Annotated in this window: 10 protein-coding genes and 2 pseudogenes; 2 read left to right on the forward strand and 10 right to left on the reverse strand. The window is 37.8% G+C overall.

Annotation, left to right across the window (positions count from 1 at the left end):
- Positions 1-399: 399 nt before the first annotated feature.
- Positions 400-1,483: pseudogene (locus KSHG_RS16325) on the forward strand (M24 family metallopeptidase).
- 86 nt (positions 1,484-1,569) lie between these two features.
- On the opposite strand, the gene ald reads toward KSHG_RS16325, so the two are convergent.
- Entirely contained in the window at positions 1,570-2,688 is a 1,119-nt protein-coding gene (gene ald / locus KSHG_RS06965) for an alanine dehydrogenase (protein ID WP_010303764.1), read from the reverse strand.
- A 293-nt stretch (positions 2,689-2,981) separates the two neighbouring features.
- Here ald and KSHG_RS06970 point away from each other — a divergent pair, with 293 nt between their 5' ends.
- Positions 2,982-3,431 carry a universal stress protein gene (locus tag KSHG_RS06970; protein ID WP_010303766.1) on the forward strand — a complete coding sequence of 150 codons (450 nt, stop codon included), beginning with the start codon at positions 2,982-2,984 and terminating at the stop codon, positions 3,429-3,431.
- 111 nt (positions 3,432-3,542) lie between these two features.
- Here KSHG_RS06970 and KSHG_RS16330 read toward each other — a convergent pair whose 3' ends face one another.
- From KSHG_RS16330 to KSHG_RS07015, 9 genes and pseudogenes are all read right to left on the reverse strand, one after another.
- Entirely contained in the window at positions 3,543-4,457 is a 915-nt protein-coding gene (locus tag KSHG_RS16330; protein ID WP_010303767.1) for a class I SAM-dependent methyltransferase, read from the reverse strand.
- 82 nt (positions 4,458-4,539) lie between these two features.
- Positions 4,540-5,040 carry a thiol peroxidase gene (tpx, locus tag KSHG_RS06980; RefSeq protein ID WP_010303770.1) on the reverse strand — a complete coding sequence of 167 codons (501 nt, stop codon included), beginning with the start codon at positions 5,038-5,040 and terminating at the stop codon, positions 4,540-4,542.
- A gap of 37 nt (positions 5,041-5,077) precedes the next feature.
- A complete protein-coding gene (locus KSHG_RS06985; RefSeq protein ID WP_010303772.1) occupies positions 5,078-5,635 on the reverse strand; it encodes an RDD family protein in 558 nt (185 codons plus the stop codon).
- Between the two features lie 12 nt (positions 5,636-5,647).
- Positions 5,648-6,664 (reverse strand): annotated as a pseudogene (gene sppA, locus KSHG_RS16335) (signal peptide peptidase SppA).
- Positions 6,665-6,686: 22 nt separating this feature from the next.
- Positions 6,687-7,586 (reverse strand): EamA family transporter RarD, encoded by a 900-nt coding sequence (gene rarD / locus KSHG_RS06995; protein WP_010303779.1) that lies wholly within the window; start codon positions 7,584-7,586, stop codon positions 6,687-6,689.
- Positions 7,587-7,700: 114 nt separating this feature from the next.
- Positions 7,701-9,272 carry an acyl-CoA synthetase MbcS gene (mbcS, locus tag KSHG_RS07000; RefSeq protein ID WP_010303781.1) on the reverse strand — a complete coding sequence of 524 codons (1,572 nt, stop codon included), beginning with the start codon at positions 9,270-9,272 and terminating at the stop codon, positions 7,701-7,703.
- Between the two features lie 175 nt (positions 9,273-9,447).
- Entirely contained in the window at positions 9,448-10,653 is a 1,206-nt protein-coding gene (thiI, locus tag KSHG_RS07005; RefSeq protein ID WP_010303783.1) for a tRNA uracil 4-sulfurtransferase ThiI, read from the reverse strand.
- Positions 10,640-11,800 carry a cysteine desulfurase family protein gene (locus KSHG_RS07010; RefSeq protein ID WP_026022531.1) on the reverse strand — a complete coding sequence of 387 codons (1,161 nt, stop codon included), beginning with the start codon at positions 11,798-11,800 and terminating at the stop codon, positions 10,640-10,642. Before KSHG_RS07010 ends, thiI begins: the two co-directional genes overlap by 14 nt.
- Before the next feature lie 187 nt (positions 11,801-11,987).
- Positions 11,988-13,691, reverse strand: coding sequence for a septation ring formation regulator EzrA (locus KSHG_RS07015; RefSeq protein ID WP_010303787.1), 1,704 nt, complete (start codon positions 13,689-13,691; stop codon positions 11,988-11,990).
- Positions 13,692-13,758 lie beyond the last annotated feature (67 nt).

Here is a 13,758-nt window from a genome sequence, read left to right on the forward strand (position 1 = left end):
TCTTAACTAAGTGTACCATAATTCTTTCTTACTTATATAATATAATTGTCAAAAAGAGCGTAATTAATTGAACGAGCTGTTATAGTCTTATGCTAAAGGGATTGAAAACACATGTTCTCCATCTCTAATAAATAGACGATTCCTTTCATAAATCATGATGGAAACTGCATTTTTCTACTCTATTTTTTAATGCTATGTCACTTCTTTTTGTAGATCCACACCTTAAAATACGCCTTTCACGTTATTCAAAACAATATTTTTTGGTACACTATGTTTGAGCATCTTAAAGCTACATAAAGGTTTTGACAACTAACGTCTTTTTTAGATATACCCATTTATGTGTGAGGTCAACTCAATATTTTATAATAGGAGGTTTTTTCATTGGCTACTAAAGTAGAAATGATTCAAACTTATTTACAACAACAAAACATTGACGCTGCATTTATTACAACACCAGACAACGTCTTTTACTTATCTGGTTTTGAAAGCGATCCACATGAACGTTTATTAGGTATCATGGTGTTTAAAAATACGACACCTTTAATGATCTGCCCTAAAATGGAAGTACCTGACGCAAAAGCTGCAGGTTGGAACTTCTCAATCGTTGGCCATGATGACCAAGAAGACGCGTGGGAAATTTTAAAAAAATGCTTCTTTAGAAAAAGGAGCCGTTCAAACTTTAGCAATCGAGAAAAAACACGTCACTGTCGACCGTCTAGAAAAAATCGAATCTTTATTCGAAGGCGTTAACATTACAGCACTTGATGATACAATCGCACAAATGCGTTTAGTAAAATCAGCTGACGAACTTCAAAAAATGCGTGAAGCTGCAAAACTTGCAGATTTCGCCATTCAAGTTGGTTGTGATGAATTAGCTGAAGGTAAAACAGAAATCGAAGTATTATCAGCAATTGAAGCTGCTGTACTGAAAAAAGGTTACTACATGTCATTTGACACGATGGTACTAACTGGTTTAAATGCCGCTTCTCCACACGGTACACCAGGTAATACGAAAATTCAAAAAGGTGATTTAGTATTATTTGACCTTGGTGTTATTTACGAAGGATACTGTTCAGACATTACACGTACAGTCGCATTTGGCAAACCACGTACGGAAGAACAAGTTAAAATTTACGAAACAGTACGCGCTTCTAATGAAGCAGCCATTCAAGCTGTTAAACCAGGCGTTCGCGCAATGGATTTAGATGCAACATCTCGTCAAGTAATCGTTGATGCAGGTTATGGTGAGTACTACACACACCGTATGGGTCACGGTTTAGGTATTAGCGTGCACGAAGAACCTTCTATGCACGGCTCTAACGAAACAAAAGTTGTAGAAGGCATGGTCTTCACAATCGAACCAGGTATTTACAAAGGCGATGCAGCCGGCGTACGTATCGAAGATGATGTTTACGTTACAGCTGATGGTGTAGAAGTATTAACTTCATTCCCTAAAGAACTTCAAATTATTGAACCTAAATAATTAAGAAACGTTTTCCATCTACTAACAAAAAAGAGGAAAGTATGCGATTTATTCTCGCTATACTTCCCTCTTTTTTTATTTTTATTTTAATGATTCAATACGACGTCCGCTGAAATGTAATCATAACCTAACGCTTCTGCGACCGCTTCAAATGTAACGTACCCATTCGCTGTATTAAGGCCTTTTTTCAATGCTTCATTTTGTTGCAACGCTTTTTCGTATCCTTTATTAGCGATTTGTACCGCATATGGAATCGTATTATCCGTCAATGCAATCGTTGCTGTACGTGGAACAGCTCCCGGCATATTTGCGACCGCATAATGGACAACGCCATGTTTCTCATAAGTCGGCGCATCATGAGTCGTTACACGATCCGTCGTCGCAAAAATCCCACCTTGGTCAATCGCAATGTCTACGATGACAGAACCTGGTGACATCGCTGCAACCATTTCTTCTGTAACGAGTGTTGGGGCTTTCGCTCCCGGAATAAGTACTGCACCAATAACAAGATCTGCTTCCGCTACCGATTTAGCAATATTAAATGGATTTGACGTTAACGTTTGAATACGATCCCCAAAAATAAGGTCTAGCTCTCTTAAACGAGATGGATTAATGTCTAAAATCGTCACTTTTGCACCCATACCGACCGCAATTTTTGCCGCGTTTTCGCCAGCTTGTCCACCACCAATGATCGTTACTTTCCCACGGTCAACGCCTGGAACACCACTTAATAAAATCCCTTTGCCACCGTTAATTTTTTCTAAATAACGTGCGCCAATTTGCGTCGCCATTCTTCCTGCTACTTCACTCATCGGTGTTAACAGTGGCAATGAACCATCTTTCTCTTGAACGGTTTCATAAGCAATTGCTGTCACTTTTGATTCGATTAATGCTTTCGTTAACTCCGGCTCTGGCGCCAAATGTAAATACGTAAATAACACTAGATTTTCTTTAAAGTAACCGTACTCTTCCGCAATCGGTTCTTTTACTTTTAATACGAGTTCCGCATCCCATGCTTCCTTCGGAGATTGAACAATCGTTGCGCCAGCTAATACAAACTCTTCATCTGTAAATCCTGAACCGATTCCAGCCGATGTTTCAATAAATACGTCATGTCCAAAGGAGTTTAAATGCACTACTCCTGCTGGGGTAATTGCTACACGATTTTCATTATTTTTTACTTCTTTTGGTACGCCGATTTTCATTTCCGTCAAACCTCCTACGCCTTAAAAAAGAAAGCGTTTGCATTTTTTTGTACATCCTCATTGTAACAAATAAAAAGGAAAATTAAATCCTTTTTAACCAATTATTTCAAAATAACTTCATTACACTTTTACGCTATTTTTTTCAACAATTCAAGCGATAATTCACTATTTCTACATAATTTGAAGTTCGTATTTGTTCACTGAACGCTCATTTATATGGAAATTTTTGTTATACCTTTCCAGCTTTCTGATATGGTATAATGTGGATATAACATATAGGGAGGGTTTTAGTTATGTCAACTTATAATAATATTGTCGTAGCAGTAGATGGTTCTGAAGAAGCGAAATTCGCATTTGAAAAAGCGGTGGAAGTGGCGAAACGTAATGAAGCAAAATTACATTTAGTCAACATTATCGATACGCGTTCATTCGCAGCAATCGAAGCATATGACCGTTCAATTCAAGAACGTGCAAAAGAATTTGCAGAAGAAAAATTAGCAGAATACAAAGCTGCTGCTGAAAAAGAAGGCGTTGTGGCAGAATCATTAATTGAGTACGGTTCTCCAAAAACAATGATTACGCGTGAAGTTTCTAAAAAGACTGAAGCAGACTTAATCGTTTGTGGTGCAACAGGTCTTAATGCAGTGGAACGTTTCTTAATTGGTTCAGTATCTGCCAACATCGTACGTTCTGCCAAATGTGACGTATTAGTTGTACGTACTCCTGGCGAACACGCTGAATAATAACTAAAAATTTAAGCTACTGCACCGAGTGGATTCGGTGCATATAAAAAAAGGACTGCTTAGGCAGTCCTTTTTTTGCGTCGTCCTTATTTACCTTCTTCTTTTTTCCACTTACGAACACGTGCAAAAAAATTGTTCAAGTGCGTCTGGATTTGATAACGTCGGCACTTTCGCAAGTAATACGTCTTTTACAGGTTTAACATTTTCACCTTTTTTCTGTAAGACGAAAATACTTTTTGATAGTTGTTGTTTTTTAAATAAGTTGCTCGGTAATTGAATGACTGCTTGAATCCACGTATTTGCTTTTACATAAGCGAATAGATGACGTGCTTGTTCTGATTCAAAAATATTGCTCGGCACTAAGAAGAAACCGTAGCCACCTTCGCGTAATTGATTCATCGCTTTTTCAATGAACAGGTGATGCGCATACGTCATTCCTTCTTCAGCATGAATTTCATAATGTTTATTCGCATACTCTTCATCTGGATAATATCCAACTGGCACGTCACAAACAACGGCATCTACCGGATCAATTAATAAAGGCATTAATGCATTTTGATGATAAAGCGCCACAGGTTGTTGTTGCAAATCTGCTGAAACGGCAGCGATTTGAATTAATAAATCGTCCATTTCAACACCCGCACCGGTTATTTTATCGCCAATTAAATTCATTACGGTTAATAGTAAGTTCCCTGTTCCGATTGCTGGATCTAACATCGTAATCGTTTTATTTTCAGCCAATGTATCTTCAAAAAATTGATCAACCAAATACCCAACAATTAATCCTAAAGAATCTGGTGTCATTTGATGATTAACTTGCGCGCTTTCACGCATTCCTTTTAAAAGGGCTAATTGAATTCCTTTACGAATGTCATTGCGGTCCCATTCACCTTCTGGAATTTTCTCTCCACTAATCCAATTGTTTAACGCTTCTAAAACGCCATCTAAATACGTCACATTTTCTGATTCCACAAAACGTCCCGCTTCACCATCGATAAATGTAAATAATTGTTCTATTTTTTCCATTTGAACTATTTTCTCCTTTGAACGTGAAAAAGATGTCCCCACCAATTTGAAGAGGACATCTCTTTCTATACTAAGTACTCTATTAAAGTGCTTTTAAAGCTTCTAATGCTTTTTCGTAATCTGGGTGGTTTGTACCTTCTGATACGTATTCAACATATGTTACTTCGCCTGCTTCGTTTACAACGAAGATTGAGCGAGCCAATAAGCGATGTTCTTGCATAAGAACGCCGTATGCTTCACCGAAAGATGCTGCATAGTGATCTGATAACGTTTCTACGTTTTCAACACCTGCGTTACCGCACCAACGTTTTTGTGCGAATGGTAAATCCATAGAAATAGTTAATACTTTATAACCTTCACCAAGTTCGCTAGCAGCTTCATTGAAACGACGTGTTTGTGCATCACAAACACCCGTATCTAATGAAGGAACAACGCTAATTAATAGCTTTTGACCTTTAAAGTCTGCTAATGTTTTTTCAGAACGAGCATTATCAAGCACTTTAAAATCTGGTGCTTGGTCTCCTACTGATAATTCTTTCCCTACTAAAGTGACAGGTTGATTTCCGAATGTTACTTGTACCATATTCACAACGCCTCCTAAATATTCTATCCCAATTTTACTAAACTTCACCTTGTTGTTGCAACTGTTTCACTTCTTGTTGCCACGTGTTTTGGTGAATTTCTGTCGTTTCGTAGCTATTTTCATAAACTACGCGTGTATCTGCCAACAAATCGTGAATCGCTTGATGCTTCGGTGTAAATGCTACAACAAAATATAACAGTTTAATTGTCACAGAAATGTAGCGACCGATCCATTCGCGAATAAGCACAGTCGTCCACGTTAAATGCTCTTGCTTATCTGAAACGACACGTAGACCAAAAATCATTTTGCCGAGTGTTTGCCCCAGCCACTTCGTCATCAAAACGAAATAGGCATAAAATAACAAGCTCCCCGCTAATGCCTTCAAGCTGAAAATCCAAAACATCGGGTGGTCTACTCCGATAAGACGGAATACACTTCCAACGATGAGTAATTTACATACAGCCCAAATTAATAAAACGTCAACACTATAAGCAAAAAAGCGAATCCAAAAGCCGGCATTCTTTCTCGTAAATGTTTTTTCAATTGGTTGCTCAATTGGTTGCTCAATTGGTTGCTCAATTGGTTGCTCAATCACTATGAACGCCCCCTACTCTTCCCCGTATAAGTACATCATACGAGGTGCGCTATTATAGTTTTTCAAAATAGTTGAAATGACGTGTGCATCTGCTGAACCAGATGTTAAGAATGAACTTGCTTTCGCTGTAAATAAAGAAGCCCAGCTATCAGAGCCGTCGTATTCAAACACTTCTGCATCTTTTAGTTGATAGTCTTTTTTCAGCGCAGCAATTGTGTCACTTTCATACCCCAATTCATCAACTAAACCATTTTTCTTCGCTTGTGATCCACTGTAAATACGACCATCTGCTAATTTTTTCACGTCTGCTTTTGATAAGTCACGACCATCTACAATGACGTTAACGAAACGCGCATACGATTCGTCTACCATCGTTTGTAAAATTTCACGGTCGCCATCAGTCGCCTCACGCGTACCACTCATAATATCTTTATACGGTCCGGTTTTAATCGTTTCAAATTCAATGCCATATTTTTTAGCTAATTTACTATAATTCACACCTTGCATAATGACACCGATTGACCCTGTAATCGTTTCTTCATCTGCAAAAATCTTATCTGCAGGTGCTGAAATATAATAACCACCAGAAGCAGCCATCGATCCCATTGATACGTAAATAGGTATGCTTCGTTTTTGTTGAATTTCTTTTATTTTCTCATAAATTTGTTTCGATTCTACAACGCCACCACCTGGTGAATTGACGTTTAATACGACACCTTTACGCTTTTATCTTTTCTACAGCATCTAGTTGCTTCATAAATGCTTGATGGTTGTACGTTTCTGAAGAAATAAAGAACCTTCCCCTGTATCTTGAATTGTCCCATCTACTGTTAGAAGTGCAATTCGTTTTGAAGATGACCCGGATTGTTTAACTGTTTCGGTCAAATAATCTTCTTCTGGGTCATCAAACATCGACGTTACTTGCTCTGATACATTTTTCGATAGTAGTAACGACAATGCGCTAAACCCAATCGAAACGAAAAATAAAAATGCGGCGATTGCTACAGCAATCCATCTTTTCGTATTCATTAAAAAACCCCTTCCAACTTATTTAGTTATGATGATGTTTCCTTACATCTAAAATCGTTGTCACTGAAAATATAATAATCGCAATCCAAATGAGACCGAATGATAAAAATTCAATTTTACCGAACGATTCATGGAAGACGAAAACACCGAGTAAAAGTGCAATTGTCGGCGATACGTATTGAATAAAGCCTACTAAATAAAGCGGAATGTTTTGTGCGCCAATCGCAAATAAAATAAGTGGAATCGACGTAACCGCTCCTGCACCAATTAATAACATGGTCGTTTTCAAGTCTACCATACCAAATGCCATTTTTCCTTCAACAGCTAAATAGATGTAATAAATAAGTGCAATCGGTAAAACGAATGCCGTTTCAATAACTAACCCTCGTGTCGCATCTAAATGGATGCTTTTTTTCAGTAAGCCATAAATACCGAATGAGAACGCCAATCCTAGCGCAATCCATGGAACCGTTCCATAATTCACAATCATCATCGCAACGCCTAAAATCGCGATGCCTACTGCGACAATTTGTGCTTTCGATAATCGTTCTTTTAAGAAAATAATGCCGAGTAAAATAGAAATAATCGGATTTAAATAATATCCTAAGCTCGTTTCAATAATGTGATGATGGTTCACAGCCCAAATGTATAAATACCAATTCAATGTAACTAAATAGGCAGCTACCGTAAGCTTCCAAAAATCGCTCTTTCGTTGCCAGAGCGCTTTGACATCTTTTAATAATTCGTTTCCTTTACGAATTACAACGACAAATAATAACGTTAATAGAAAGCTCCAAATAACGCGACTCGCTAAAATTTCTTGGCTATCAACAGCGGCTAACCCTTGCCAATAAAGTGGGAATAATCCCCACATGCAATAAGCTCCGAGTGCTGCGATGACGCCCTTTTGTTGATTTTGCATCGTACATCTCCTTCAAACATCGAATAGTTCATTATATAAAGATAATTTATGAATTGTAAATACGTCATTCGACGTAACAAAAAAAGAGCCGAGAAAAATCTCAGCTCTTCTTCACTATTTCATATATTCCGCTTCTCTTAATTCGATGCGACGAATTTTACCAGATATTGTTTTCGGTAAGTCTTCTACAAACTCAATCGCACGCGGATATTTGTACGGTGCTGTATTATTTTTAACGAAATTTTGAAGTTCTTTTATAAAAGTTGGATCTTCTACACGTGTTCGGTCTTTTAACACGATAAATGCTTTAACGATCGTTCCACGTAATTCATGTGGACTTGCAACGACAGCACATTCTTCTACTGCCGGATGCTTCACAAGGGCATCTTCCACTTCGAACGGTCCGATCGTATAGCCTGAGCTAATAATAATATCGTCACGACGACCTTCAAACCAGAAATACCCATCCTCATCACGTCTAGCACGGTCTCCAGTAATATAATACTCACCAATAAATTGTTGCGCTGTTCTTTCAGGATCTTCGAAGTATTCTTTAAACAAAGCAGGTGTTGAACGATGCACAGCAATATTACCAACAACGCCATCCGCACACACATTACCTTCTTCATCTACGATTTCTACGCGGTTTCCTGGCGTCGGTTTCCCCATTGAGCCTGGACGAGATTCCATCCCTAATAACGTACCGACAAGTAATGTATTTTCCGTTTGTCCGTAACCGTCTCTCACGAGTAAATCAAATGCGCGCTTAAACGTATTCACGACTTCAATATTTAATGGTTCTCCGGCAGACACAGCACTGCGTAAGTTGCTTAAATCATACGTTTCTAATTGCTCCGTTTTTGACATAATACGGTATTCTGTCGGCGTACAGCAAAGCGCTTCCACTTTGTAATCTTGTAGAAGTTGTAAATATTTTTTCGGTTCAAAATGGCCGTTATACACGAAGCCGATTGCTCCTGTACCGAGAATAGATAAGAATGGACTCCAAATCCATTTTTGCCAACCAGGACTTGCCGTAGCCCAAACGAGTTTTCCTTCTTCTGCACCTAGCCAATTTTTTGATGCGGTACGTAAATGTGCATACGCCCATGAATGCGTATGCACAGCTGCTTTAGGATTTCCCGTCGTTCCACTCGTATAAGATAAAAATGCCATATCGTTCGCTTTCGTTTGAACGACATCAAATTCATCTGAAAAACCGTCCGTTAACGTAGAAATATTAAGCCAACCGTCTGCGTCTCCGATTGCTAATTTTTGCACGGTATGTCCGTGCGCTGCTTTTTCAAATTCGTCTACGAGTGGTGCATAGGCGACAACTGCTTTTGCATGACTATGTACAATTCGGTAATCAATATCTTTTGCACGTAGCATTTCCGAACTTGGAATGACCGTAATCCCTGCTTGAATAGCACCTAAATAAATCGTATACGCTTGAATTAAGCGCGGTACCATTACGAGAATAATATCCCCTTGTTTAAGTCCTAATGATTGTAGAGCATGTGATACTTTATTTGAACGCTTCACAAGTTCATCGTAACCAATCGTTTGTTTCGTTCCTTGTTCATCTTCATAAATAAGTGCTGTACGATTCGTTTGATCCGCAAAACGTCTAATTTCCGTCGCTAAGTTGTAAATTGGTGGTGCGATCAATTGTTTTTGATCCATTTGAATTCCTCCTCAATTGAACATCCATTTTTATATAGCTAAATATTAACACTAATTATTATTACTTGGTACTAACAATTGTCATGTTTTTTATTTTTTAACGAAAATCTTCAAAAAACGACAAAAAACCTCTGTTTACTCACAATTTATGAGCAAACAGAGGTTTCATGAATTGTTATAATAAGTCTTCGAAGTCGTTTACCACTTCTACTTGAGGGAAGTTATGCACTTCACGATTACGAACAGCACGTTCAATCATTTCGTCGAAATCTGTAAAGCTTTCATAATACTCGATCTTATCTGTACGTGGTTTTGTTTTTGGATTTGCTGGTGTAAATACCGTACAGCAATCTTCAAACGGTACGATTGACGTTTCATACGTACCAATTTTTTGTGCGATATCGATAATTTCTAATTTATCATACGTAATTAATGGACGTAAAATAGGTGTCGTTGTCACGGCATTAATAGCAGCTAAACTGTCTAAAGTTTGAGAAGCAACTTGCCCTAAGTTTTCGCCTGTTACGAGCGCTTTCGCTTTCACTTCTTCACGTACGATGTCTGAAACTTGCATCATTAAGCGACGTGTCGTCGTCATCGTTACGTTTTTCGGAACAGCTTGTTGAATCGTTTGCTGAATTTCCGTAAATGGAATAACGTGTAGACGAACTTTCCCACCAAATTTGCTAATGATTTGGCACAATTCTTTTACTTTTCCTAGTGATTGGTCACTCGTAAATGGTGGGCTAAAGAAGTGAATAGCTTCGACTGTAACGCCACGTTTCATCATTAAGTAAGCAGCTACTGGACTATCAATTCCGCCTGAAAGTAATAATAATGCTTTGCCATTTGAACCAACAGGTAGACCTGCTGCTCCTTGAATCACTTCAACCATCATATACGTCGCTTCTTGACGAACTTCGATGCGTAATTCAATTTCAGGGTTTTTCATTTGAACTTGCATACCTGGTAATTCGCTTAATACGTAAGCAGCTACTTCACGGTTTAGTTCATACGTTTCTAATGGGAAATCTTTATATGAACGTTTCACATTAACTTTAAACGTTTTTCCTTCATAATCAAGTGTTTGAACGATTTCTTTCGCTAATGCTTTCATTGCATCTAAATCAGTTGGACATTCTGCAACGGGGCTATAACTTTGTACACCGAATACTTCGCGTAAACGCTCGATTATTTGTTCCATTTCTTCATCAGAAGTACTGCTTAAATACATACGATCACGTTCCATACGTACTTTCATGTTCTCTAAATCTTTAAATGTGTGACGTATATTGTCACGTAAACGATGAATAAATTGATTACGGTTACGGCCTTTCGTCGTAATTTCACCATATCGTACTAAAATCTCATGCCATTTCATGTAATTTAATCTCTCCTCTTACTTGTTTCAACACTTGTTCAAATGCTTGTTTGAACGTTGTAATATCTGCATCTGTTAGCCCTTCACCAAAGCTCATACGAATGACACCACGTGCATATTCGTCCGGAACACCTACCGCTTGTACGACATGGCTAATTTGATTGTCTTTTGAATGACAAGCACTAGATGTCGATACGATCACGCCAGCTCGTTGCATCGCATTCACGATCACTTCACCTTTAATGCCTTTGATTGAACATGATACGATATGCGGCGCACCTTCGTTTGAAGACAATACGTAGACGTCTTCGAATGGTTCTAAAAATGCATGAAGATCGTTACGCCATTTCGTATAATGTGCCACGTTTGTCGCTTCATTTTGGATAGCTAGACGTGCTGCTTTAGCAATTGCTACGTCTTGTGGTACAGCTACTGTACCGCTTCGTAGCCCCATCTCTTGACCACCACCATGAATAATCGGCTCAATTGTCGTACGTTTACGAAGTGCTGCGATTCCTGTTCCTTTTAAGCCATTAATTTTATGCCCACTAATTGATAAAGCATCTGGACCTAATTCACCGTTAAATTGAACAGGTAATTTTCCAAAACTTTGTACACAATCCGCATGATAAAATGCGCGACTATTTTCACGAATAATTTGAGCGATTTGTTGAACGGGTTGAATAGCCCCCATTTCATTGTTGACATGCATAATGCTTACAACGACTGTTTCTCGTTTTAGTAATTTTGCTTTTAAGTCGTCTAAATCAACGACACCTTGGCGATCAACTTTCACATAATCTACTGTAAAGCCTTCCGTTTCAAGTGCTTTTGCTGTTTCTAATACAGAAGCATGTTCAATGCTTGATACGAGAATTTGTTTCCCACGATGCGTATTCGCACGAGCAAGACCTTTAATTAAAAAATTGTTTGATTCTGAACCACCAGAAGTAAAAACAACATGTTCTGGTTCTGTATTTAAAATCCCTGCAATTTGTTCACGAGAGCGACCTAACAAACGGTTCACTTCTACACCCATTTCATGAAGAGAAGCGGGGTTTGCATAATAACGTTCATTCGCCTGTACAAATGCATTCATCACTTGCGCATTCGGTTTTGTCGTTGCGCTATGATCAAGATAAATCATTGTATCGATTCCTTCTTTCCTTACAAAAACATAAGTTTTTTCTAAAAATTTATTATATAACAAATATGTTGCTTTATCAGTCATTTCTATAAAATCACGAAATAGTGCTAACAATAACTTCTTAATCCTACTATTTCTTAGCATTAAAAAACAACAGTTAAAACTTGCTAACTGTTGTTTCCATTCATTATTTTACTTTTAACGTTTCATTCACGATGTCTTCCATTTTTTTTAATGCGCCTGGTTCTGCTTCTTCTACCGCTTTCGCAGCAATTTCAAGTGCTTTACTATAACGCATATTAATGAACGCATCTTCTGCTAAACCTAAATTTTCATCCATACCTGGCTTCGTATGACGATAGCGATTACCGTATTGAATAAGTAGTTCAACTAACTTCACATCTTCAATCATACTGTCTACGTGCTTCGTACTTTCGCCTACTGCCACTTCAGCCGATTTCACAGATTCAAAAACAGTTGGCATATTCAACGGAACTTCTTTTAAATTGTTTTCAACAATAAACAACTGTTCCGCCGCTTCTGACAATCGTGTTTCAATACTATCTGGAACGCCTGGAATGTTAGCCTTATGTAAGCGTCTCTCTGTATCACGTAAGTTCATTTGTAATGTTTTTAACTGCTGCGTTGCACTATTTTCGTCAATGCGTAAACTTTGCAAGCGATCTGCAAAACGATCTTGCTCTTCAAAAATACGTTCAACATCATTACGCGTCTCTTTCAATTCTTTCTCAATCATTGAATACGCCGCTTGATGCAATTCAAGCTCTTGTACGAGCGCTTCGTAACGTTGTTTAATGCTAAGCAGTTCTTGTTTACAATTTACTGGAATTGCCGCTTCATTATCATCTAAATGATAACTTTTACGAACGATGGCCGCTTCATCAGCTGTTTCAACTGTACTTTCAAGCACTTCATTCAGGCGACTACCAATTTCTTTAACATGTTCATCAACAAATTGCTTAGACGTGAACTCCGCTTCAAGTGCATCGAAGAAATGTTCGATATCTTCTCGAATTTCTTGTACACGTAATTCTGCTTGTGTCACATTCAACTGTGCAATTTGTTTTTTCAATTCTTGTAACTCTTCTTCTGTGTGTTGAATCCACTCAGTTACTTCTAAATGCTTCAAGTAAAATCCCGTATCTTCCATTTCATTATGACCGATACGTAATTCTTGTAAATCAGAAGGAATTTGTTTTTGAATTTCACGTAGCAATCCAGGGATTGTCGAGATTAATTTAAATATTTGTTGTCCTTCTTCGTTTAAGTGTTCAACGATTTCTCTCGCCTTTAAGTAATCGCCAGATTCCGTTAACTGCTTAAACTCTTCGAACTGTGGATTAAATTGTTCTAATCGTTCTTCAAGAGGGTTTGCTGCATCACCAAATGAATATTGATGTGCTAATAACGTTTTACGAGATGTACGATGTTGTTCTTGGAGTTGTTCGATTTCAATGGTACTTTGTTTTTCACTTGCTAATAAATGTTCAAGTTCTTCTAAAATTTTATCAATCGTTTCATTACTTTCTCGTATACGTGAATCAATTTCTTGTTCTATACTCGTTACACGACTAAATTGGAATTTACTTACCTTTTCATTTCCTTCTTCTAATAATTCATCGATTTTAGGAAACTCATGATCGTTAATTTGATTCCAACTATTTTTCCAACTTTCAAACAGTTCTTCTGTTTGACCGTTCATGTTTAATACTTTTACTTTTGCTAGTTCCTCTTGCACGCGTTTCTTATGCAATTCATTTCGAAGTTGTTGCAGTCGTTCCATCTCTGCCTTATGCTTGTTACGAAAAACAAAGACGACTGCTACAATTACAATTAATACGATGATGATTGGTATAATGTATTTGATCATCGTAAGCCCCCTTGTCCTAGTACTAGATAGTTTTCTTATGCTATATTATTTCTAATAGTACCATGTT

Source organism: Kurthia senegalensis (assembly GCF_000285595.1).
GTDB lineage: Bacteria > Bacillota > Bacilli > Bacillales_A > Planococcaceae > Kurthia > Kurthia senegalensis.